The organism is Streptomyces sp. NTD91, from assembly GCF_059510455.1.
Genome location: NZ_JCAJZW010000005.1, coordinates 166,043 through 187,406 on the forward strand (window position 1 = coordinate 166,043; position 21,364 = coordinate 187,406).

Consider the following 21,364-nt stretch of genomic DNA (forward strand, 5'->3'; position numbering starts at 1 on the left):
GCATGTCGACCGGCACCGCTTCGCACTGGGCCGACGTCCTCACACTCCGGCCCGAGGTCACTGCGTCCGACGGCTCAGTGGGCGAGCTGCAGATGAGCCTGCACAAGGCCGTCTACCAGACCGTTGACGTGCCTTACCGCAAGGTCGACTACTACGGCGACATCACCCAGCCCACCCCGAACCTCGTCGGCTTCTTCAGCCGTGTCGCCCGTCGACTGGGTACCGACGCCGAGACCACGGCGCTGTTCCACCTGGACCAAGGCATGGGCGGAGGCAAGAGCCATGCTCTCGTCGGGCTCTACCACATGGCCAACTCGCCGCAAGAGTTCTTCGCCACGGAGCTAGGCCGGAAGGTCCGCACTGAAGCGGGGCGGGGCGGCCGCGATGTAGACCTCACCGGTGCCCAGGCCGTTGTCCTCACGGCCGACTACTTCAGCCCGGGCAGACCCAGCGAGACATTCGGCCCGGCCACGAACCTGTTCGAGCGGTTCCTCTGGTCGCTGACCGGCGGCGACATGGACCGTTACAAGCGCTACGTCAAGAGCGGCCCCAACAAGGGGACGCTACAGCAGGCGCTCAGTGACGCGGGACAGCCGGTACTCATCCTGCTCGACGAGCTGATGGATTACGTGCTGCAGCTCGCGGACGCGACCAACGTCGACCGCATGCCCAACGAGAAGGCGTTCCTCAACGCCCTCATGGACGCCTGCGACGACGTTCCCCGCGTCGTATGTGTCGTGGTCATGATACGCAGCGAGCTCGACGAGCGCGGTTACCCACCGCTAGCCGATGACTTCCGCAGCTATGTCTCCGACCGGCTCGTGCGTAACGGCCCGGACGGCAGAGTCGCGGTGACTGAGTCCCACGACTTCGCCTCGATCATCCAGCGCCGTCTGTTCGAGCCGGCCGACGTGGGCGCTGCAGCGTCGGACGTGGCCAGGCGGTACGACACGGCGAGCGATACCGCCTGGCGAGACAAGGTGCTTGACAAGCTCGGTCCGAACCGCGCGCTGACCGGCTTCGCCGAGCGAGTCGAGGCAAGTTACCCCTTCCACCCCGAGCTCATGCGACTCGTGCGAGAGGAGTGGTCCCAGGTCCAGAATTTCCAGCGTGTCCGCTCCACAGTCGCCATCTTCGCTCGGACCGCGCTGCACTGGGTCACCGAGCACCAAGCCGGGCGCTGGGCGCCGGCTCTCATCGGCGTCGGCGACATCCCCCTCACTACCGCCCTTGAGCAGTTGCTGTCCTCTGGTCTCTTCATGGGCAACGACCGGGCCATCCAAGGCTATCGCTCCGTCGCCACCACCGACATCACCAGCACCGACGGGTCTGCAGGACGCGCCGTTGCCATCGACCAGCGGCTGCGCGCCGCCGGTGTCACCGCCGGCCAGGACCACGCGGGCCTGCGTATGGCCACCGCCCTGTTCTGCTACTCGATGGTCGCCCGCCCGCGCGGCGGTCGGGGGGCGACAAAGGCCGAGATGCTTGCGGCCATTTTCGAGCCGACTCCGGCCCCCGGTACCCCCTACACCGATGCCGAGGAGATTTTCAATGCCCTTACTGGCGAGGACGGGCTCGGCGCTCTTGAGATCACTCAGCCGACCAACGCACCCGGGCGCTACTACCTGTCCATCAGGCAGACGCTCAGGATGTACTTCACGGCCTCCCTCGCGCTCGTGGACCCACCCTCTTGCGGAAAGCTGGTCTGGGAGCAGACGCAGAGACTCGCTCGGCGCGGTATCTTCGACGAGATTCGCTTCATTGACGCGCCTTCCGCGACCGGGGATATCGACCTCCCGCGCACGTTTGACGGAGTGGATTCGGCCGTCACCCGCCTCGTCGTGCTCGACTCGCGTCGCTGGACCTTGCTCAACGGCAAGGACACCCTCAGCCGCGCTGAGATTACAGCTCTGCTCGGGCTCGGACCCGACGCGCTGCGCGTGGATAATGCCGCCAGCTGTGTCGTGGCCTGCGTGAACACACAGAGGCGGGACGTGGCGCGCAAGCGCGCCAGGGAGGTCCTTGCCTGGCGCAGTGTCCTTAAGCAGATCAATCCCGAGGACGTCGACGAGTTCCGCGAGGCCACCACCAAGGTGACCGAGGCTGAGGACAAACTCAAGAAGGACATCGAGAAGGCCTTCCAGCACTACGCCTACCTCGTCCGCGCCTCGGACGGGCTCCATGTGGAGTTCAAGCGGTTCGACGACGACAGCAAGTCATCCCTGCGCGGGGACCAGGTGTGGGCAGCGCTCATCGAGGCTGGTCGCGCAACGGACACGGCAGGCCTCTCGGCGGACTATCTGGCGGCCCTGCTGGACACTTTCGAGCGCACCCTTACGCCGCGCGAAGTCGTCCAGTCCTTCTACAAGAACCCCATGTTCCCCCTGGTTGCCGCGACCGACGAGATACGCCAGGCAATCTTTGCTCTGCTCCGTAACGGCTGGGAACTGGCAGACTCCGACGGCAACAAGCTTGCCATCGCCTCTCCGGAACATATCTCGATCGGCTCCATCAGCCAGAATCTTCGCCGCGCGGTTAAAGCGGCCGAGACCGTGCCTGCAGCCGGTGGTGCGTCCAAGAGCACCACGACGATCTCGATCCCTAGGCAGCCAGGCGGGCCAGTCAGCGGCGGAGAGTCCAGCAGGCTGTTTGGCGTCGACGACCAGGAGTACCGGGCCACGACGAGACAGGCGAGCGAGGCCAGCACCGGAGATGCCGCTCCGGGCAACTCGGAGCTGACCTCCTTTAAGCGGTACATCATCGATCTGACCAACCGCAGCATCACCGCTCCGGATTCTCGTGAGCAGGTCTGGCAACTCCTCAAGGAACTGAGCAAGGTCATTGATGCACCCGGCACTAACCACCAGCTCATTAGCCTGAGCGTCACGCTTGTTACGTCTGAGGGCGCGCAGGGGGCTATCGAGCAGAAGGCACAACAGGCAGGTGCACGCGTTCGGGTCGAGGACGACGACTTCTAACCAGCCGGGCGTGAGCCAATGCCAAAGCCTGGTATTACGCGCAGCCGGCCAGGGGGTTCCCCTGTGCCGACCCGCGATTGGCCGGCAGCTCAGGGACAAGACGAGGAGGCGAAATCGGCTCAAACGCGCCGACTGGTTGATTCGGCGTGCTGAGGCTCGCGCAGGACCCTTCTAGCCTCCTGCCTACGCGAATGCTGTAGTCAGGAGGCAGGGTCGGGCTGGCTACTTCTTCTTGCCCTGGGTCTTGCCGGGGATCTTGGTGAGCTGGGCTTTTGCAGGTCAGAAGTAGTGGGCACGTGCGCCTGGTGGTCGTCGTTGGTCGTCTTTGGCTACTGGCGAGCGGCCTCGGACGGCCCAGGGACGGCCCAGCGTCGACGCGCTCGGCTGACGGCCGGCACTTCAATATGACCCGTTCGAACCTCAGCCGACGACAGTCAGCCACGATGGGGAGGGTGCGTCAGCCCACCAGGCGCGCGTATGTCTCGCTGCAGCCCTACCGGCCTCAGCCAAGGTGCAAGGCCGTCGACGGGAGCAAGCCGCGCCGGCCCGGGCCGTGGGGACGAAACGGAGTTGATCGCCGACGCAAGCCCTCAGCTTGGGGAGCTTGGGGCTTCGACGGGCGCTTGCTCGGCTGATCTGTGGTGGAGCGGCTACGGCAGCTGCTTGGCCGACGACCTGGTCCCCGTCATTCCCCGTGGTTCCCCACACGACCTGGCACGGTATCTGGCACGACCTCTTCGTCCCGAACTCTCTGCCGGTGGATCAGTGACGTTCGCTGGGCCCGTCTATCGGCCCTTGGTGGTCGTCTACGGTCGCGGTGGTTGCTGTACTCCGCTGCTGTGTCTGAGTACCTACTCGAGCACGGTGGTTGCGGCTGCGCCGGGCCCAGGTAGGTCTGCGCTGCGGGCGAACGGTTGCTGGTGATCACCTCCTCCCTGCCCCGTCCCGACGATGTCGGGCGGCCAAACTGAACCCGTGCTGGCGGTCCATCATGCAGAAACACCCGTTCCACTGCGCCACAGCCTCTGATGCTCTATCATGTTGACCACTTTTGATGGGGTGTCAGGAATAAGGGGAACGGTGGAGCAGATCGAGTTCGATTCCGACAACGAGCGGGATATCGAGGAGTCCGAGGCGCAGCTCGATGCCGAGTACGAAGAAGATCCGGTTGGGTTTTGGGAAGCTAAGCAGCGAGATCTGCTTACGAGCGTCCTTGACTACAACCTGCGCTCGCTAACGGACTTGGTAAAGAACAAGCAGATTGACCTTTCCCCCAACTATCAGCGGCGAAATCGGTGGAAGGATGACCGAAAATCCCAGCTTATTGAGTCTTTTCTCATGAATGTCCCAATCCCCAATATCTTCTTGAATGAGGATGCCTATGGTCATTACTCTGTCATCGACGGAAAGCAGCGCCTGACTGCAATCAGCGACTTCCTTTTCGGGCGATTCACGTTGACGGGTTTGACGGTTTTCAGAGAGGCCAATGGGCTTAGGTTCGACGAGCTGCCTGCGACACTGCAAACCATCCTGGAGACCCGCGCCAACTTGCGTGCGGTCATCATTCTACGTCAATCTGATCCCGACATTAAGTATCAGGTCTTTCAGCGCCTGAACACCGGCGGGATCCGGCTCAATCCTCAAGAGATTAGAAACAGCGCCTGGCCGGGCAAGCTGAACGATATGATTCTAGAGGAATCGCTCACGAGTGATTTCCATAAGCTGCTGGGAATTCGGGAAAGGAATCGTTCTGCAATTTACAGAGAGATGCGTGATGCAGAATTTGTGTTGCGCTATCTCACCTTCCGTAACAACTGGGATACGTTTGCTGGCGGAATGGGCAGGAAGCTCGACAATTTCATGGCCCAGCATCATGACATGCCTGCAGAAGAGGTAGAGGAAGCGCGAACCTCTTTTCGAACCGCGGTTAAGAAAGCGAGGGCCGCTTTCGGTGATAACGCTTTTCAGCGGTGGTCACCCGAAAAGCAGTCCTGGCGTCGACAAGTGCTTGCCTCGCTATACGATGCTGAAATTTTTGCGGTCGCGCAATTTTCTGAGGAGAGCTTGCGCGAACATAGCAAGGAAATTATCGCAGGCGTGCAAGCACTCTTTTCGGACTCGAAGTTTCGCCGTGCCGTGGACGCTGCAACCAATACCCCCAGCTACTTCCGTGACCGAATCACTTTGATGCGGGATATGATCAGCGAAAAGGTTGGTTGATGCCGCGATGGGGGCGCTGGCTACGTTTGATGCTGGGGCGCATTCGGTTCAAGCGCTTATTACTCTTGAGTCCGTGTATCCGGACCCGCCCGACAGTCTAGACCTACCTAAGGTGTCCGCCCTTCGGGGTGCTTGCACGGTTCTCACAGTGGCCTCTTTTGAGAAGTTCCTTCGGGATCTTTTTGAAGAAGAATTGGACCGTCTTCGTATTGCGAAGATCTCCATGAGCTCACTTCCGAAGAAGCTGCAAGTCGAGGCATCCTTTTCCTCGCTCGAGCTGGCCCTCAAGGGTGATTTTTCCAATAAAGGGCTAGATCGTGAACTGCGGCTGCCTAATGTTTTGACCGCCGTCAAACTTTTGGCTCGAGATAGCTTTGATCCGAAAGCCCTAGCTGGGACAAACAGCAACCCGGATTCAGCCTGCGTGAAGCGCATGTTCAAGGCGGTTGGAATTTCTGATGTATTTCAGAAATGCAACAGTGAATTTACTAAGCACTGGGGGCGTCAAGAAGTATCTGGATTTGAAAGCCAGAAACTCGACAGCATCCTGGATTCCCGGCATCAGGTGGCGCACACGGCACAGGCAATGCACATATCGAGGCCTGAACTCAGCTATAATCTCAGGTTCGTCGAGGTTCTCACTCGGGTGCTCCACGCGCAGCTGAGCCAATACGTGGACGGAATCATCGCTGGCGCCCAGAACCCGCAGGTAACTCCAGCTGTGCCTTAAGGAGAAGGTCGGTGGAGCGGCTTTGGGGTGGCGCTGCTTTGGCGCGAGTGGTCATGGCCCCGTAAGCTTCCGGCGCGTCGGGCAGTCTGTGGACCTGCCCGGTAAAGCACGACGTTGGGGCCATGATCTTCGAGGCTCGCGCCAAAGTGGCTCCGTAAAGCCGCGGAGCCGACCGCCCCAGCCACGACGTACCCCTTCTCTCACCGCAAGCGGCTGATTGCTGTAGCGCGCGGCACGGGCGCCGGCCGGGCTGGAGCGGGGCGGAGACTGGAGCGCAGGCCCGGCCGGGGGCCGGGCCGCGCGCGGTGAGCGAAGCGAGCCGCCTTGAACCAGTAGAGAAAGTTTGAATCATGCTCGGTGTGCTGGTGTGCTGGTCGTTGCGCCTCGCAGTAGCGGCTGTTTGCTGGGCCGTGGTGTAGAACCCTGGGCATGGGGAGTGAGCGGCGGGAGCTGATGAAGGCGCTGGGAGCGCGTCTTCGTGTGCTTCGTGCAGAGGCTGGCCTGACGGGTGCTGCGCTGGCGCAGCGTGCTGGTGTGGGGCAGCCGACCGTGTCCAAGGTCGAAACCGGGCGAATGGTTCCGAGCCTTGATGTGCTCGACCGGCTCTCACAGGCCCTCGACCTGGATGAGTCAACCACGCGTGAGGTACGTGACCTCCTGACCGCCGTGGTAGCTGCCACCGACTCCCAATCAGCCGCGGACGATTCAACGGCAATCGGCATGACCGTTGATGAAGAGGTGCGGTCCGCGCGGCTGGTGCGCTCCTTCCAGTGCGTCGTCCTGCCAGCCATGCTGCAGAGCGCGGAGTACGCCCGGCACGTCTTCGAGAGTGAACCCCGCTCGACGCCCGAGGCTGTCGGTCGGTCCGTCGCTGCCCGTGTGGATCGGCAGAGCGTGTTGTACGAGCCGGGGCGTGAGTCGGTGTTCGTGCTCACGGAAGCTGTGTTGCGTACCTGGCCGGGGAGCCCGGCGTTGATGCTCGCTCAACTGGACCGGCTCCTGGCCGTTGAGAGTCTGAGCACTGTACGGCTCGGCGTCATCCCCTGGCGCCGACCGGTGCCGGTGCTGCCGCGTCATGGCTTCACCCTGTGCGACCAGCGGGCGGTCGTGGTGGAGACGTTCGACAGCGAACGCGTGTCCACCGACGCCACCGAACTGACCGCGTACCAGGAGACCTTCGCTCGCTTCGAGCGTGCTGCGGTCTTCGGCTCCGAGATGCGGGAACTGTTGCTGCTCGTGATGAAGGAGTTCCGCGACTTGGGAGACACCCTCACCCCTTAGAGGAATAATTCCTCAAGATGCCTAGCTGATGACATCCGATGGGAATACTCTGCCGTTGCGCTGTCTAGCCCCCTAGACGAACGGAGGAGTCCCATGCTCGCCAAGTGGTGCCGTGCCTTCCACGGCCTGCCGGATGAGGTGCCTCATGCTCGGCACTTCGTTGCCTCGCTGCTGGCCGACCGCGGTCCGGTGGAAGACGCCGTGCTTGTCGTGAGTGAGCTGGCGACCAACGCCCTGCGGCACACGCGAAGCGGCTCCGCCGGCGGCTGCTTCTTCGTGGTCGTCGGACTGAGCGATGATCTCGTGCGGATCGAGGTGGTCGACCAGGGCGGTGAACTCGTACCTCATCTGTGCCACGCCACCGATCGCGAAGAAGGAGGCCGCGGTCTACGGCTCATCGCGGCCTTCGCCAAGAACTGGGGCTACACCGTCTGGCCCGACGGGCGTTCTGTGTGGGCCGAGCTGGCGCGAGCGACTGCGTGAACGTGGCGGGTCGCATGCGTTCCGTTGGCCGCATCGCTGGTGGTGATGAGTGAGTCCGCGGGGTGTGCCTCGGCGGAGGTCCCGTTTCTACGTGATCGGAGTTCGTTCCGGGCGGCGCCTGCCGCCCGTACCGTCTAGGGCCCTAGACTCCTGGGTACTGCTGCTGGGAGGTGAGGTCATGTCGGACGAACTGCAACGGATCATGGCGATCGACGATCCGTATCTGCTCCTGCGCGAGGTCACGACGCGCTTGGCGGACGCACAGCAGGAGGTGACCGAGTTGGCCCGCCTCCGCCGGCGGGTCGTGCAGGACCTGCATGCGCAAGGGCTGTCGTACGCGCAGATCGCCGCGAAGGCCGGCCTGAGCCGTGGCCGGATTCACCAGATCCGGCACACCGGTCCTGCGCCGGAAGGGGCCTTCCTCGGTCGGGGTGCCGTCACTGTCGCCACACCACTGCGGCGTGACGACGAGCGCGGGCGGACGGTCGTCGCCGTTGATGACGTCAGTTCCGGCAAGCGGCTGGAGGAGCTGGCGCGGACGTACGGACTCGACGTCACCTCGGAGCACGTGCCGGTGAGCGGTGAGATCGACCTGAACCGCGACGGCCTGATCGTCGTGTGCGGTCCGCGCATGTCACAGGCGATGTGGGACACGTACGCCCAGGACCCGGTCTTGCGATGGGAGCGGGCGGAAGACGGGCCCTGGACGGTGGTGGACCGGCAGACCGGTACCGTGCACCGCTCCGGACAGGACAGTGATCCGGCCCGGCCGTACGACGTCGGATACGTGGGTCGGCTCTCGCGTCCGGACGGAAACGGCTCGCTGCTCGCCATCGCCGGTATCCACACGCAAGGCTCCCTCGGCGTCGTCCAGCTGCTCGCCAACGACCTGAACACGCTGTGGGGGCAGGTCGGCGAGCACCGGTTCTCCACGCTGGTGGGCGTCGAGTACGACCCGGAGACCAGCGAACCGCAGTCCGTCGAACTGCTCTGCCCGCTGTACCGGCATGACGAGGAAGCGGCGGCGTGAGGGTCGACCTCGCCACGCTGTCCGCCGACCCCGGCCGTGAGAACGAGGACTTCGCCGCCGCTAGTCTTGGCGCGGCCGTACTCCTCGACGGTGCCGGCGTCGCCGGGGCCGAGACCGGGTGCACGCACGGTGTCGCCTGGTTCTCCGGCACCTTGGGCGGCCTGCTGCTGCGAAGCATCACCGCGCTCCCCGCACGGCCGCTCGCCGAGTGCCTGGCAGACTCGATCCGCCTCGTCCGATCCCTGCACGAGGAGAGCTGCGACCTGGCCTATCGGGCGAGTCCGACCAGTACGGTCGTCACCGCGCGGATCGGCCCTGGGGGACTGGAATACCTTGTTCTCGGCGACTCCTCCCTGCTCCTGGCGGACAAGGGCGGCGCTACGACGGTCGTCACCGACCGGCGCCTAGACGAGGTCGGGAAGCGGCTGCGCGGGCCGGTCGACGCACTGCCGACCGGCTCACCCGAGCACTCCGCCGCACTCGCCGAGTACCGGGACGCTCTAACAGGCCTACGCAATCGGCCGGGTGGCTTCTGGATCGCCGGCCCCGACCCGCGGGCCGCCGAGCATGCCTTGACGGGGGCGGTGTCCCTCGATTCGCTCACGTCCGTAACGCTGTTGAGTGACGGTGCGACGCGGCTTGTCGACCGCTTCGAACTCGCGTCCTGGGAAGACGTGTTGACGGTCCTGGGCTCCTCCGGACCGGATGAGTTGATCCGCCGTGTGCGTGAGGCAGAGGGCGACGACCCAGACGGGCGACGCTGGCCGCGCGGGAAGGTGCACGACGACGCGACCGTCCTTCACTGGACCATGCCGTAGCTCATTCGCCCGTTAGCAGGGCGTGCCGTATACCCCCCTAGACAGTTGACGGGTCGTCGGCTACCTTTGCTGTCGACCCCCCTAGACAGCTGGGGTGGTTGCCTCCCCGTGCTGTCTAGGGGGGTATCCAGTCGAAACGGTGCCGACCACGGAAGGCGCCGACAATTCAGTGAGGTACTGACAATGCGAGTCATCCCCGTGGACACCTCGGCCGCGACGCTGCTCGTCACGAAGCTGCCTGAGGTGAAGGTGAGGGACCGGCAGACCGGTGAGGTCGCCGTGGACCCGGTGACCAACCAGCGGCTCATGACGCTGGAGGTGGTGTTCATCGCGGCCGGCGGTTCGGACATGATCAAGGTGACCATTCCCGAACAGGGCATCGGTGACGGCCTGGTGATGGGGGCACCGGTCATTCTGTCGGGCCTGGTAGCCCGGCCCTGGGAGAGCGAGTTCGGCGGACGGACCCGCCATGGCATCGCCTACCGCGCCGACGCCGTCATGGTCAACGCTCAGGTCGCGGCTCAGGGTTGATCGCCATGACCGACACCCTGCGTGTGCTGCTGCCGGTCCTGCTGGCCGTCGTCGCGCTGCTGATGATGCGTCGCCGCACGCCAGTGGTGTTCTGGTGGCTCGTCGGGTATCCCATCGTCGCGCTGCGCGTGATCATCTCCTACCGGGCGACGATGGACGCGTGCGGCCTGACCGTCCCGGCTTCGGCCATACGGGTGGCCACGGCGCGCATGATGGGACGACAGGCGGCACCGGTACCGCCCCGGCGGTCCTTCCCGCGGCCTACCGGGTCCGGCCTCGTGATGCGACTGCGCATGGCGACCGGGCAGGCACCCGAGGATTTCACTGCCTCGGCCGACAGGCTGCGGCATGCCTGGGGTGCCCATGCCGTGCACGTGCGCCCCACGAAACCGGGATGGCTCGAACTGCGGCTGGTCGGCTGGGACGTGCTCGCCGAGGTGCGGCCCGCTCGGCGTCGGCTGTCGGCCGGTCCGCTCTGCCTGCCCTTGGCTCTGCGAGAGGACGGCCGTTGGCACGTACGGGACTTCCGCACCGTGCCGCACGAACTGATTCTCGGCGCCACGCAGTCCGGCAAGTCCGTGTACCTGCGCAACCTGTTGTGCGGGCTGGCCCGGCAACGCGTCGTGCTCGTCGGCATCGACTGCAAATGGGGTGTCGAACTGGCACCGTTCGCGCCTCGGCTGTCCGCGCTTGCCGACACCCCGGACCGGGCGAACGAACTCCTCGACGCCCTGCTGGAAGAAATGGAGGCACGGTTCCGCCGGATCGGTCTCTCGGGCGTCGCCGGTCCGGACGCCGTACTCACGTCGGACGTCTGGGGGCTGCCGGAAGCGGTGCGGCCGGTGCCGGTCGTGGTCGTCGTGGACGAGGTGGCGGAACTCTTCCTCGCAGCGAACAAGGACGACGAGAAACGGCGGGACGCCATGGTCACCAAGCTCATCCGCCTCGCCCAGCTCGGCCGCGCGGCCGGCATCTACCTGGAAGTGTGCGGGCAGCGCTTCGGGGCCGAACTCGGCAAGGGCGCCACCATGCTGCGCGCTCAGCTGACCGGCCGCGTCTGCCACCGTGTCAACGACGAAGCCTCGGCCAACATGGCGCTGGCCGACATCTCTCCTGAGGCGGCTCTGGCCGCCACGTCCATCCCGGCAGAACGGCCAGGCGTCGCGGTGGTCGGCGACTCCTCTGGTGGCTGGTCCCGCGTCCGCTCGCCGCACATCACCCTGGACGACGCGGCGGCTGTGTGCCGCGATACCGCCGCCCTGGTCCCGGAACTGGCTCGGCTCGACTCCTTCCGACCTGCTGTCGCCGTCGAATCGGCCGGGTCGCCCACCAAGACCGCCGGCGCGCCCACCGCACGCCCGGTGACCGAGTAGCCACGCCCTTTCCCCATCGCCGGCGTGACCGCCTCACGCCGAGCCCCTACCCCACCCATGCCCGAAACCGGAAGGAAGGCCCATGTCACGCCCCTCCGTCGCTGAGGTGACCGCGCTCATCGCCGACTTGGCCGCACTCCGCTGCGACCGGACCTCCGGCGACTACGCCGCGCTCATGGAGCGAAAGGCGGACGTGTTGGAGCGCATCGCCGCCCACGCGCCCGGCGACACCGAAGCCGGCGAGGTGGCCCGTGTCGCTCGTGAGCGAGCCGACGCGCTCAAGCCCGCCAACTGATCCCACGGAAGGGAGCCCGAACCGATGCGTGCCCACTTGGCCCGAGTGGACGCAGTGATCGTCCAGGCCGTCATCGCGGGTGCCCTGTCCTTCTCCCACCTGCACGACCTTGCCTCGGCGGCCGGACAGGGCGGCTGGAAGGCGTGGGCATACCCGGTCAGTGTCGACCTGCTGCTGGTCGCCGCCTGGCGTCGGATGCGCCAACAGCAGCGAGCTGGGCAGGTGGCCGGGGGGTCGCGGCTGTGGTTCCTGGTGGCTTTGGCCGCATCGCTCGGCGCCAACGTCGCCACCGCCGGACTCCTCGACCTGAACCACGTGCCCGCCTTGCTCCGCGTCGTGATCGCGGGCTGGCCCGCCGTCGCCTTCTTCGGCGGCACGCTCCTGGCTCACGCACCGCACGGTCAGGAAGCGTCGGCCGTCCCGGCCTCCTCGACCCCGGACACGGATGCACCGCTCCAACCCGCTCCGGCCGCCGTCGACACGCCCGACCGGGACGCGCTCCCGGCACCGTCCGTCGACACCGAACCCACCGTCGCGGAACCGGTCGCCGTTCCGACTCCGGCGCCCGTCCCCGCCGTCACCCTGCCCCCTGCCCTCGTCGACCGCGTCCGGGCCCTGGCCGACGAACACCGCGCAGCCACCGGCCGCCCCGCGGACCCCGACACCGTACGGGCCCGGCTCGGCCTGCCCCCGTCCATGACCGCGTCCGTCGCCGCCCACCTCTGAGAGGAGCACCGCCATGCACCGCCGTTTCCGCAACGTCCGCCGCATCGGTCCAGTGAACGTCGCCTCCTACATCGACCGGGGCAAGCACCGCCACCTGGCCGCGTGCACCGCCCCCCGCTGCGACTTCTCCGCCGAGTACGACAGCCGCGCTGCCGCCGAACTCGCCGCCCGTACGCACCGCTGCTCGGCCTGACAGGAGATCGCGGCATGCAAGTTCCGCTCTGGCTCGCCTTGCTCGTCGTCGGCGTCCTCGGCGTCAAGCTCATCCGCCCGCCCTGGTGGCTCATCGCCGTACTCCTCCTCGGCGGCTACCTCCTCGCCGACAGCCTTCTGGCCCCCGTCATCAACTCCCTCATCAAGTAACCCGCGAAAGGAGATCACCCGTGTTCCGGCCGAAGATCCCGACCATGCCGCAGCCGACTGGCCTGGTCCCTCCGCCCGTCGCCGTCGAGCCGACCACCGTCACCCCGGCAGCCCCCGTCTCGCCGCCGGCCTACCTCGCTGCGGCACCGTCCCGCCCGGCCGCCCGGTTCACCCCCGGCACCGTGCTCGCCCTCGTCGGCGGCGGCACCGCCGTGGTCCTGGTCGTCGGTGCCGTCCTCGTCACCATGCTGCTCGCCGTCGCCCTGACCGCCGCCTCGGTCGCCGTCTGTGCTGCTGTCACGCGGTCCCTGCTCACCCGTCGCTGACCAGACCTCCCCGCCCGGTCGACTTGCCCGCACTGTCTAGTCCCCTGGACAGGCAGGCCGGGCGGCACCCCGAACACTCGATCCCGCAAGGAGGAATGCGCACATGCGCCCGCCGGCTCCCCTGGGAGCCATCCGTCAGCTGGCCGCCCTCGCCCGGCACGGCGACGTGAGTGCTTACGCCCGGCAGATCCAGCGCCTCGGCGGCTGCGAGCGGCCCGTACGCATGGAGGGCCATCGGCTCGACGTCCACGCCGCGACCGGTGAGATCGTCCGGGAAATCGTCGACCGCGACCTTCCGGCCGGACAGCTCCTCATCCGCTGCAACAACCGCCGCGCCACCCGGTGCGCCACCTGCGCCGAGACATACCGCAAGGACACATTCCACCTTGTCACCGCCGGTCTGAGCGGAGGCAAGGGCATCGGCCCGTCCGTCGCCCAACACCCGCGTGTCTTCGCCACCTTCACCGCTCCGTCCTTCGGCCCTGTCCACAACCGCCCCGCCGGTGGCCGCTGCCGCTGCGGCCGCTCCCACGCGGAGGACGACCCCGCCCTGGGCACGCCGCTGGACGCGGAGCGGTACGACTACCGGGCGGCCGTCCTCTGGAACGCCCACGCCGGGGCGCTCTGGGCTCGCTTCACCACGTACCTGCGTCAGCAGCTCGCCTCCCGCGCGGGCCTCACCCGCACCGCGCTGCGTGACTGCCTCAAGGTGTCGTACGCCAAGGTCGCCGAGTACCAGCGCCGCGGCGCCGTCCACTTCCACGCTGTCATCCGCCTAGACGGCCCGGACGGCCCCGAGTCCTCCCCACCGGCCTGGGCCACGACCGAACTCCTCACCGACGCGATCCGCTCGGCGACCCGCCTCGCCGAGGCATCCGGCCCCGTGCTCGACGGCCGTACGTACACCTTCCGCTTCGGTGACCAGCTCGACATCCGCCCCATCCGCTCGGCCGACTTCGCGGCCAGCTCTGAGCTGTCCAGCCGGGCCGTGGCCGCGTACATCGCCAAGTACGCCACCAAGGGAGCCGAGACCGCCGGCACCCTGGACCGCCCCGTCCGCAACCCCATCACGGACCTGATCGGCTCCGGCGTCACCGACCACGCCCGACGGATGATCCTCACCTGCTGGCACCTCGGCGGGCTCCCCGAACTCGAAGACCTGCGCCTGCGCAAGTGGGCCCACATGCTCGGCTTCCGCGGCCACTTCTCCACCAAGTCCCGCGCCTACTCCGTGACTCTTGGCGCCCTCCGCCAGGAACGCGCCGACCACAACGAGGCCCTGGCCCGCGAACGCGCGGCCGAAGCTGGCCACCCCCTGCCGGACCCGGACACCGTCCTCGTCCTCTCCCACCGGCGCTTCGCCGGCACTGGTCTCGGCCCTGCAGAGGCCTTGCTTGCCGCGCCCGCTGAGACCACCCCCGGAACGGAAGGAGAACCGACATGGATCAGCACCGTCGCGACGAGCTGATGACCGTCCGCCAGGTACTGGATGAGTTGGGCGGCGTTTCCCGACGAACCTTTTATCGGTGGCGTGAACTTGGTCAGGGGCCCGCAGCATTCAAGCTTCCGAACGGGGAGCTCCGAGTCTGGCGGAGCGACTTCGCCACCTGGCTTCGGCAGCTGGAGGCGGCTGCGTGAAGTCCCTTGACGTCAAGGTCTGGGGCGTACGTAAGCGGGACACCAAGACGCCCTCGTATGGAGTGCGCTGGTCTGTCGCGGGCAACGTCTTCTCGGACTCGTTCCGTACCAAGGCGCTCGCTGATCACTACCGAGCGAAGCTCATGAGTGCCATGCGGGGCGGCGAAGAATTCGACACGGAGACTGGTCTCCCGGCCTCGATGGAACAGAAGAAGTCGCCGTTGTCCTGGTACGACTTCGCCCTGAGGTATCTCGCAATGAAGTGGCCGCACGCTGCACCCAATACGCGAGACGGCATCAATGAATCTCTCACCAGCGTGACCATGGAACTGCTCGTGGACCGCGCAGGACGGCCGTCCGACGAGGAGATCCGCAAGGCCTTACGCAAGTGGGCCTTCGTGTTGCCGGGGCCCAACGACCGGGAGGTCCCGGATGACGTCCTGCACGTTCTGCACTGGGTGGCAAAGGCCTCGCGACCGCTTGCGGATCTCGCTGAGCCGGCAACGGCCCGTGCGGTGCTCGATGGGCTGAAGCTGAAGCTCGATGGCACCGCGGCAGCGGCTGAGACTGTGCGGCGGAAGCGCCGGACCCTCGTCAACGCTGCGAACTACGCGGTCGACTTGGGGGAGCTGCGGGAGAATCCGATCACGGCGGTTCGCTGGCAGAAGCCCAAGGTCTCGAATCAGGTCGATCCGCGCGTTGTGGCCAACCCTGAGCAGGCACGCAATCTCCTGGCGGCAGTGTCTTACGTGGGCGGCTACCGGCGTGCTCGCGGCCGGCGTCTCGTCGGGCTGTTCGCGGCTATGTACTTCGGTGGCCTCCGGCCCGCTGAGGCGGTCGGCCTGGTCGAGACTGACCTTGTCCTCCCTGCGCAGGGCTGGGGATCGGCGCTGCTCCACCGGACTCGTCCTTCGGTCGGCAAGCAGTGGACCGACTCGGGGGAGACCCACGATGACCGCGGGCTCAAGAATCGGCCGACTGAGGACGTTCGGCGTGTACCTATTCCGCCCCAGCTCGTCGCCGTGCTGCGCGAGCACCTGGCCACGTTCGGCACGGCGGAAGACGGGCGGCTCTTCTTCAGTGAGAAGGGTTCGGTTGTCCCGTCCTCGACCTACTACCGCGTGTGGCAAGAGGCTCGGCACCTGGCGCTCCCGCCGGCTGTCGCGGCCTCGCCGCTCGCGAGTAGGCCGTACGACCTCCGGCACTCGGCGCTGTCGACGTGGCTCAATGCCGGAGTGGATCCCACCGAAGTTGCTGAGCGCGCCGGCAACAGCGTTGAGGTCCTGCTGACCCGGTATGCGAAGTGCCTCGACGGACGGCAGGACGTCGCCAACCGGCGGATCGAGGACCTGCTCCGCGAGTACGAGTGAGACAACCTACTCCCACACCGAGGCCCCAGGCATGTTGCCTGGGGCCTTCGTCGTACCTCACTAGGTCCTTCACGACCAGGCCGCGGCCGATCTGCATGGCCCAGAAACCCACGCAGGCACCACCTGTTCACCTTCGGGTGGTGCCTGCCGCGCGCTGCTGTCGAGACTCAGGCCTTGTTGACCTTGGCCGCGCGTCCCGGTCCTTGGATCTGGAACGAGACGGTGTCCCCGGGATGGATCTCGTCGGGGTCGATCACGAGGTCGTCTACCGTGAAGTACAGCACGGGACCACCTTGGTCGTTCTTGATGCTTCCCTCGCCCGGGTCCGCGTTCCACTCATGGATCTTGCCTTGGTCCATGGCTGTGTCTCCTTGGCTTGATGGGGGGCGAGCTCCGGTCGCATGCCGGGCTCGCTCCCAGCGAACGCGAACCCGCGTGCGTCAGCGACCGCTGTGCGTCGAACAGGTGACGACGGCCGCCAGCCCACCGACGGGCGTTCAGCGCTCCCATACCTCCGGGCCGCCACCGTGCCACTCGATCAGCGGCGAGTTCACCAGGTCCACCACGTCCAACCCCTCCAGGCCGGCACGCTCCAGGAACACGCTCAGGTCATGCAGGCTGTATGCGGTTCCCAGCGTCTCGCTGCCGACCTGGATGCGACGGCCGCCACCCTCTCCGGGCGGGAACACGATCACGCGACGCTCAGCCATAGCCTCAGCCTCGCCCAACGGCAGGTGAGGCGCATTCGGGGGACGGCTGTCAGTGGCGGCGGTTGCCCCACGGGGGTCGCGTTGTCGTCGTGGTGTCTTGTGGCCGAGCTGCACCAGCCGGTGTAGCGTCGTAATCAGCAGTCGTGGTTCCGAAGTCCCGTTCGCCCGTGATCGCATCGCGGGCGTTTTTGCTGTTCAACGCCTCTCCGGACCAGGGCGATCACCTCCGGGACCCGCACGGTGCGGGACCCGCTACGAGTCCCCTCGAAGGAGACAGGCACATGGCCAAGGGCACTGTGAAGTGGTTCAACGCGGAAAAGGGCTTCGGCTTCATCGAGCAGGAGGGTGGCGGCCCCGACGTCTTCGCCCACTACTCGAACATCGTCGCCCAGGGCTTCCGCGAGCTGCAGGAGGGCCAGAAGGTCGAGTTCGACGTTACGCAGGGCCAGAAGGGCCCGCAGGCGGAGAACATCCGCCCCCTGTAACGCCACACGCAAGAGAGTCCCCAGCTGGTGGGTACATCCCGGCTGGGGCTTCTTCGTTCCCGTCCGCCGGTTGCGCCTGCCGGGGCCGCCCTACCTGTCAGCCTTCGCTCGGGAGGATGAAGCCCCTCGCTGGCCTAGGCTCTTCCGGGTCGCGCGAGTCCGGATGCTGCGTGCGCTTCCGAGTGAAAGCCCCGCCTGTTGTCTGGGTCCTTTAGTGATTCCGGCCCTACCTGCGGCGATGCTTCATCCGATAGAGCGAGCGGGGCCGCGAATGCTTGCCCTGCGGTCTTGTGGCCTCCTCTGGCTTGCTGCTGGCATGTCGGCAACGTCAATGCGGGAGCAGGGGGGCCTTGTGGAGCTGCACGTCACGCGCTGGAAGCGGTACGGGCGTGATCGTCTGTACGCCAACCTGCCTGATGGCTCCGCGGTCGGCTGGGCGGACGTCACGACGGGGGTCATCACGGTCTTGCGGGCCGAGTGCCGTGAGGACGTGATCGCCGTGCTCACGAAGCACTTACAGAGCCTCACGGAGCCTGTCTCGCCAGACAGGGCTCCGGAGGCTCAGGCGCGTCCGATGCTGCCGCCTCTGACGCCGGCCGACGACCTGGCCGTCAACCTTCCCGGGAAGTCCTTGCGTGATCTGCTCGATGAATCCGGCCCGGGGCTGATGGAGCGAGTCGTCTCACGGCTTCTGCGGCGGCCCTCCGAATGGGACTCCTGGCGAAAGGGGTTGGCGGGGGAACGGCGAGTAGGAGCCGAGTTGAACCGCTTGGGGCGCCACGGCTGGCGCGTCCTGCACTCCATCCCCTTGGCCAACAAAGTGGATATCGATCACTTACTGATCGGGCCTGGTGGAGTGTTCAGCATCAATACGAAGTATCACGACAAGAGGGCCGTATGGGTCGGGGACGATTCCGTGAAAGTCGATCACGGGAAACCGGCGCCCTACGCACGCAAGAGCCGGGCGGAGGCCAAGCGGGTCGCCCGAGTGCTTGAGCGCTATTGCGACTTCTCGGTACCGGTGGAGCCGGTGCTCGTCTTCGTGGGTGTCACCGAGCTGAAGGTGGTTGCGACGCAGCTCGATGTCCGGGTGTACCAGGAGCGCCAGGTATCGGCCCTCGGCCCGCTCTCAGGCGTTCTTACGGCCGACCAGGTGGAGCAGGTGTACGGCGTCGCTCGCCATCGCCAGGCTTGGAGCCGGGCCTGAGCCGGTGCGTCTCAGCGAGGTGCCGGCCTTCCCTGTGGGGCCTGTGGCCGGCCTCCAGGGGGTGACCATCGTCGGGGCGGGGTGCCCTGTCAGTGCCGTCTCTTACGCTCCGCTCTTGAACATGCAGTTCGAATTGAGAGGGGACGCGGATGGGTGGCAACGCATGGACACATACGGGCCCGTATCAGCGTGATTTGGCGGCCGCGTTCCGGCAGGAGCAGGAAGACGAGCTGGCGCGGGACAACCACGGCTTCGAGGGGCGGTCCGTCGAGGAACTGTGGCGCGACCCGGAGTGGCATGAGTACATCTTCACCGGCGGCACGGGCTCCGTGTTGGACTTCCCTCTCATGATCGAGGCCGCGGACACCGATGACGGTCCGTTCATGCGGCCGCTGACCGATGACGAGGTGCGAGCGTGGGCTCCTCACGGCCGGCCCACCTACGAGGAGTGGGACGCCGCGCTCGACTCCGAGCAGTTGGACTTCCCAGGCCGGGCCCGGGGGAACTGCACAGTGCTCTACCGCGACGGTAGGCCCGCGCAGATCGCCTACTGGGGGTCACCGCCGACTAGGGGAGTCGGTACCGCCTTGCGCTGTGGCCCCACACCTGTCCCGGGTCCGGGGCCACATCGTTTTGCGGGCTTACCTGGGAGAACCCTCCAAGATCCCGTCCACGCCTCGTCCACAGACCCCGGCATAGGGCTGCTCCGGGCCGCATACGCCTGCACACACGCGAAGACCCCGGCCTCAGCGTTTCCGCTGGTGACGGGGTCTTTGGGCACCTCATACTGGGTGCCCCCGGCAGGATTCGAACCTGCGCACACGGCTCCGGAGCCCAGGTGCGCGCGAATGCCCCTCAGGGCTCTGACCTGCGGGGGAGTGGTCCTAGGAGGCAAACCAGACGAAGACCATTACGCCCCTATTACGTGGGTGCCCTGTCCGGCGGTGGGGCTACGCCGTATGGTCGGAGACATGATCTCGGGCAGCGGCGGGCAAGTGCACGGCGGCGATACGGAGTTCACGGCGGAGGGGATGGAAGTCGTCCTCCGTGAGGCGTGCGAGGCGGCCGGACTGGACGCGTCCGGGGCAGAGCTGCTGCGCCTGGGATCTAACGCGGTCTACCGGCTGGCATCCCTACCAGTCATCGTCCGCATCGCCCGTGACCCGGCCCTTTTCGCCGAGATGGAACGCGCTGTGGACGTCGCCCGGTGGCTGGAGACGGTCGACTTCCCGTCGACGCGCGTGCTGGCCGGCGTTGCTCAGCCCCTTGTAGTGCGCGGGCTGGTGGTGACCTTCTGGCAGAGCGTCCAGGAGCGCGAGGAGTACGCGACGGTGGGAGAGCTGGCCGACCTGCTCCGCCGGTTTCACTGGCTCGAAGAACCTGAGTCACTGCGCCTCCCGTACTTCGATCCCCTGGCCAAGCTGTCGGCCTCGCTGGACGGTCTGACCGACGTCTCCGAGGAAGACCGATCTTTCCTGGAGGAGCGGGCGGCCAAGCTCGCGAAGGAGTACGACCGACTGGACTTCGTCCTGCCCTTCGGTCTGATCCACGGAGACGCCAACATCGGGAACGTCCTCCGCCACCGAGATGGGCACGCGGTCCTCATCGACCTCGATGGGCTCGCTCTCGCCCCGCGTGAGTGGGACCTGATCCTGACCGCGATCTACTACGAGCGGTACGGCTGGCACACGAAGGCGCAGTACACCGAATTCGTCCACCGGTATGGCTTCGACCTCATGAACTGGCCCGGATACGAGACCCTGGCCGACCTGCGGGAACTGATGATGGTCGCGTGGGTGGGCCATCAGGCGGGTACGAACGAGCGCTTCGCGGCGGAGTTCGCTCGACGCATGCGGTCTCTGCGGACGGACGAAGGGCGCGAATCCTGGGGAGCCTTCTGAAAAGGGCTACGTAGTGAGCTGGTTGCGGTGTTGGGTCGGAGCCAAGCGTTTGGTTCCGGTCTGGGGGCCTCGCAGAGGGCCGGGTCCGCATATGACGGGCCCGGCCATCGGGGGTCAGACCGCGATGAATAGCTGTGGTAGCCCAGCGATAGCTTTCAGGGCCTCAGCATGGCGCGTACGCCGTTGGACCTCGGCTTCAATTTCCGCATCGAGAAGCCGCTTGAGTTCGTCCACCATGACTGGCTCCGGAGCGGGATCCAGCCGCTTGATCGCCGACTCGGCGACTTTCTTGTAGTAGTCCGTGCCGGTGTGATGGTTGGGGTTGGGAGCTTCCTGGATGGCTTTGAGCTGATTTTGCCAGCTCGTCCAGGATCTGACAGCGTCCATCAGGGAGCCATCCACCGTCATCTCCAGGGTGATCCCTGAGGGTAAGCGCAACCTGACGTTGCCGTAGGAGTCAGCGTTTGGCATCTGTCCATGCATGTATCGGCCGTGCCCGGCCAGTACCTCGCGGACGTGTGCGGAGATGAATTGGTCACCCGTTTCTGACCCGAAGTACCCAAACGAAGGCTTTTGATCGATGCGGGCCCGGCGGAGTTCGGTGTCCTTTTGCCAGACGAGATGCCAGTGCGCGACGGCATCGCTGCACTTGTCCGGATGATAGTTCACTGTGCCCCAAGCAGTGCCAATTAGAGTTCCGTCCTCAGAGATCGGATCTTCTTCGATAAGTTGACGGAAGACAGCGAGGGTGACTTGCTTGCCGCTGATGGTAAGGGTTTTCACCTCAACGGTAGCTGTGGTGATCGTTGCATTCTGTGGGGTCAATCTCTTTGTCACACGGCCTCCTGGGCGGCTCTGATGGTCCAGTTTGGTGACGCTACGCGCGGACTAGTCCACAC

Annotated in this window: 23 protein-coding genes; 20 read left to right on the forward strand and 3 right to left on the reverse strand. The window is 66.1% G+C overall.

What is annotated here, in order from left to right:
* Positions 1 to 2 precede the first annotated feature (2 nt).
* The 17 genes from AC5WRT_RS08270 (at position 3) to AC5WRT_RS08350 (ending at position 16,162) form a co-directional block, all read left to right on the forward strand.
* The gene (locus AC5WRT_RS08270) at positions 3 to 2,978 is read left to right on the forward strand and encodes a DUF499 family protein (protein ID WP_496100055.1); all 2,976 of its coding nucleotides are present in this window, start codon (positions 3 to 5) and stop codon (positions 2,976 to 2,978) included.
* Positions 2,979 to 4,058: 1,080 nt separating this feature from the next.
* On the forward strand, positions 4,059 to 5,198 hold the full coding sequence (locus tag AC5WRT_RS08275; protein WP_496100056.1) for a GmrSD restriction endonuclease domain-containing protein: 1,140 nt from the start codon (positions 4,059 to 4,061) through the stop codon (positions 5,196 to 5,198).
* 7 nt (positions 5,199 to 5,205) lie between these two features.
* Positions 5,206 to 5,928: a HEPN domain-containing protein gene (locus tag AC5WRT_RS08280; RefSeq protein ID WP_496100101.1), complete on the forward strand. Its 723-nt coding sequence runs from the start codon at positions 5,206 to 5,208 to the stop codon at positions 5,926 to 5,928.
* A gap of 429 nt (positions 5,929 to 6,357) precedes the next feature.
* Positions 6,358 to 7,209: a helix-turn-helix domain-containing protein gene (locus AC5WRT_RS08285; protein ID WP_496100057.1), complete on the forward strand. Its 852-nt coding sequence runs from the start codon at positions 6,358 to 6,360 to the stop codon at positions 7,207 to 7,209.
* A gap of 93 nt (positions 7,210 to 7,302) precedes the next feature.
* Entirely contained in the window at positions 7,303 to 7,692 is a 390-nt protein-coding gene (locus AC5WRT_RS08290; RefSeq protein ID WP_366808548.1) for an ATP-binding protein, read from the forward strand.
* A 178-nt stretch (positions 7,693 to 7,870) separates the two neighbouring features.
* Positions 7,871 to 8,722 (forward strand): sigma factor-like helix-turn-helix DNA-binding protein, encoded by an 852-nt coding sequence (locus tag AC5WRT_RS08295; protein WP_496100058.1) that lies wholly within the window; start codon positions 7,871 to 7,873, stop codon positions 8,720 to 8,722.
* Positions 8,719 to 9,540 carry an integrase gene (locus tag AC5WRT_RS08300; RefSeq protein WP_496100059.1) on the forward strand — a complete coding sequence of 274 codons (822 nt, stop codon included), beginning with the start codon at positions 8,719 to 8,721 and terminating at the stop codon, positions 9,538 to 9,540. Before AC5WRT_RS08295 ends, AC5WRT_RS08300 begins: the two co-directional genes overlap by 4 nt.
* A 183-nt stretch (positions 9,541 to 9,723) precedes the next feature.
* Positions 9,724 to 10,071, forward strand: a complete 348-nt coding sequence (locus tag AC5WRT_RS08305) for an SCO3933 family regulatory protein (protein ID WP_496100060.1) — start codon at positions 9,724 to 9,726, stop codon at positions 10,069 to 10,071.
* Between the two features lie 5 nt (positions 10,072 to 10,076).
* Positions 10,077 to 11,444 (forward strand): FtsK/SpoIIIE domain-containing protein, encoded by a 1,368-nt coding sequence (locus tag AC5WRT_RS08310; protein ID WP_496100061.1) that lies wholly within the window; start codon positions 10,077 to 10,079, stop codon positions 11,442 to 11,444.
* 82 nt (positions 11,445 to 11,526) lie between these two features.
* On the forward strand, positions 11,527 to 11,739 hold the full coding sequence (locus tag AC5WRT_RS08315; protein ID WP_496100062.1) for a hypothetical protein: 213 nt from the start codon (positions 11,527 to 11,529) through the stop codon (positions 11,737 to 11,739).
* A gap of 24 nt (positions 11,740 to 11,763) precedes the next feature.
* Positions 11,764 to 12,465, forward strand: a complete 702-nt coding sequence (locus AC5WRT_RS08320; protein ID WP_496100063.1) for a DUF2637 domain-containing protein — start codon at positions 11,764 to 11,766, stop codon at positions 12,463 to 12,465.
* A gap of 13 nt (positions 12,466 to 12,478) precedes the next feature.
* Positions 12,479 to 12,658, forward strand: coding sequence for a mobile element transfer protein (locus tag AC5WRT_RS08325; RefSeq protein WP_496100064.1), 180 nt, complete (start codon positions 12,479 to 12,481; stop codon positions 12,656 to 12,658).
* Positions 12,659 to 12,672: 14 nt separating this feature from the next.
* The gene (locus tag AC5WRT_RS08330) at positions 12,673 to 12,828 is read left to right on the forward strand and encodes a hypothetical protein (protein WP_496100065.1); all 156 of its coding nucleotides are present in this window, start codon (positions 12,673 to 12,675) and stop codon (positions 12,826 to 12,828) included.
* A gap of 20 nt (positions 12,829 to 12,848) precedes the next feature.
* Positions 12,849 to 13,154, forward strand: a complete 306-nt coding sequence (locus AC5WRT_RS08335) for a SpdD-like protein (protein ID WP_496100066.1) — start codon at positions 12,849 to 12,851, stop codon at positions 13,152 to 13,154.
* Between the two features lie 103 nt (positions 13,155 to 13,257).
* On the forward strand, positions 13,258 to 14,622 hold the full coding sequence (locus tag AC5WRT_RS08340) for a replication initiator (RefSeq protein ID WP_496100067.1): 1,365 nt from the start codon (positions 13,258 to 13,260) through the stop codon (positions 14,620 to 14,622).
* Positions 14,622 to 14,792: a helix-turn-helix transcriptional regulator gene (locus AC5WRT_RS08345; protein WP_181925608.1), complete on the forward strand. Its 171-nt coding sequence runs from the start codon at positions 14,622 to 14,624 to the stop codon at positions 14,790 to 14,792. Before AC5WRT_RS08340 ends, AC5WRT_RS08345 begins: the two co-directional genes overlap by 1 nt.
* Positions 14,789 to 16,162: a tyrosine-type recombinase/integrase gene (locus AC5WRT_RS08350; RefSeq protein WP_496100068.1), complete on the forward strand. Its 1,374-nt coding sequence runs from the start codon at positions 14,789 to 14,791 to the stop codon at positions 16,160 to 16,162. The genes AC5WRT_RS08345 and AC5WRT_RS08350 overlap by 4 nt, the downstream gene beginning before the upstream one ends.
* Positions 16,163 to 16,329: 167 nt before the next feature.
* On the opposite strand, the gene AC5WRT_RS08355 is transcribed toward AC5WRT_RS08350, so the two are convergent.
* Together AC5WRT_RS08355 and AC5WRT_RS08360 are read right to left on the reverse strand one after the other, a co-directional pair.
* Entirely contained in the window at positions 16,330 to 16,521 is a 192-nt protein-coding gene (locus AC5WRT_RS08355) for a hypothetical protein (RefSeq protein WP_067045490.1), read from the reverse strand.
* 138 nt (positions 16,522 to 16,659) lie between these two features.
* The gene (locus tag AC5WRT_RS08360) at positions 16,660 to 16,872 is read right to left on the reverse strand and encodes a hypothetical protein (protein ID WP_153546860.1); all 213 of its coding nucleotides are present in this window, start codon (positions 16,870 to 16,872) and stop codon (positions 16,660 to 16,662) included.
* A gap of 281 nt (positions 16,873 to 17,153) precedes the next feature.
* On the opposite strand from AC5WRT_RS08360, the gene AC5WRT_RS08365 reads away from it, so the two are divergent.
* The 3 genes from AC5WRT_RS08365 to AC5WRT_RS08375 all read left to right on the forward strand — a co-directional run bounded on the left by AC5WRT_RS08365 (position 17,154) and on the right by AC5WRT_RS08375 (position 20,465).
* On the forward strand, positions 17,154 to 17,357 hold the full coding sequence (locus AC5WRT_RS08365; RefSeq protein WP_067045496.1) for a cold-shock protein: 204 nt from the start codon (positions 17,154 to 17,156) through the stop codon (positions 17,355 to 17,357).
* Between the two features lie 352 nt (positions 17,358 to 17,709).
* Positions 17,710 to 18,564, forward strand: a complete 855-nt coding sequence (locus tag AC5WRT_RS08370) for a nuclease-related domain-containing protein (RefSeq protein WP_496100069.1) — start codon at positions 17,710 to 17,712, stop codon at positions 18,562 to 18,564.
* Between the two features lie 971 nt (positions 18,565 to 19,535).
* Positions 19,536 to 20,465 (forward strand): phosphotransferase family protein, encoded by a 930-nt coding sequence (locus AC5WRT_RS08375; protein ID WP_496100070.1) that lies wholly within the window; start codon positions 19,536 to 19,538, stop codon positions 20,463 to 20,465.
* 114 nt (positions 20,466 to 20,579) lie between these two features.
* Here AC5WRT_RS08375 and AC5WRT_RS08380 read toward each other — a convergent pair whose 3' ends face one another.
* A complete protein-coding gene (locus AC5WRT_RS08380) occupies positions 20,580 to 21,302 on the reverse strand; it encodes a hypothetical protein (protein WP_496100071.1) in 723 nt (240 codons plus the stop codon).
* Positions 21,303 to 21,364 lie beyond the last annotated feature (62 nt).

Excerpts from the sequence above, each read along its gene's own strand:
- AC5WRT_RS08270 (WP_496100055.1), top strand. The coding sequence starts at position 3 with ATGTCGACCGGCACCGCTTCGCACTGGGCCGACGTCCTCACACTCCGG.
- AC5WRT_RS08280 (WP_496100101.1), top strand. The coding sequence starts at position 5,206 with ATGGGGGCGCTGGCTACGTTTGATGCTGGGGCGCATTCGGTTCAAGCG.
- AC5WRT_RS08285 (WP_496100057.1), top strand. The coding sequence starts at position 6,358 with ATGGGGAGTGAGCGGCGGGAGCTGATGAAGGCGCTGGGAGCGCGTCTT.
- AC5WRT_RS08290 (WP_366808548.1), top strand. The coding sequence starts at position 7,303 with ATGCTCGCCAAGTGGTGCCGTGCCTTCCACGGCCTGCCGGATGAGGTG.
- AC5WRT_RS08295 (WP_496100058.1), top strand. The coding sequence starts at position 7,871 with ATGTCGGACGAACTGCAACGGATCATGGCGATCGACGATCCGTATCTG.
- AC5WRT_RS08305 (WP_496100060.1), top strand. The coding sequence starts at position 9,724 with ATGCGAGTCATCCCCGTGGACACCTCGGCCGCGACGCTGCTCGTCACG.
- AC5WRT_RS08310 (WP_496100061.1), top strand. The coding sequence starts at position 10,077 with ATGACCGACACCCTGCGTGTGCTGCTGCCGGTCCTGCTGGCCGTCGTC.
- AC5WRT_RS08315 (WP_496100062.1), top strand. The coding sequence starts at position 11,527 with ATGTCACGCCCCTCCGTCGCTGAGGTGACCGCGCTCATCGCCGACTTG.
- AC5WRT_RS08320 (WP_496100063.1), top strand. The coding sequence starts at position 11,764 with ATGCGTGCCCACTTGGCCCGAGTGGACGCAGTGATCGTCCAGGCCGTC.
- AC5WRT_RS08325 (WP_496100064.1), top strand. The coding sequence starts at position 12,479 with ATGCACCGCCGTTTCCGCAACGTCCGCCGCATCGGTCCAGTGAACGTC.
- AC5WRT_RS08330 (WP_496100065.1), top strand. The coding sequence starts at position 12,673 with ATGCAAGTTCCGCTCTGGCTCGCCTTGCTCGTCGTCGGCGTCCTCGGC.
- AC5WRT_RS08340 (WP_496100067.1), top strand. The coding sequence starts at position 13,258 with ATGCGCCCGCCGGCTCCCCTGGGAGCCATCCGTCAGCTGGCCGCCCTC.
- AC5WRT_RS08345 (WP_181925608.1), top strand. The coding sequence starts at position 14,622 with ATGACCGTCCGCCAGGTACTGGATGAGTTGGGCGGCGTTTCCCGACGA.
- AC5WRT_RS08355 (WP_067045490.1), bottom strand. The coding sequence starts at position 16,521 with ATGGACCAAGGCAAGATCCATGAGTGGAACGCGGACCCGGGCGAGGGA.
- AC5WRT_RS08360 (WP_153546860.1), bottom strand. The coding sequence starts at position 16,872 with ATGGCTGAGCGTCGCGTGATCGTGTTCCCGCCCGGAGAGGGTGGCGGC.
- AC5WRT_RS08365 (WP_067045496.1), top strand. The coding sequence starts at position 17,154 with ATGGCCAAGGGCACTGTGAAGTGGTTCAACGCGGAAAAGGGCTTCGGC.
- AC5WRT_RS08375 (WP_496100070.1), top strand. The coding sequence starts at position 19,536 with ATGATCTCGGGCAGCGGCGGGCAAGTGCACGGCGGCGATACGGAGTTC.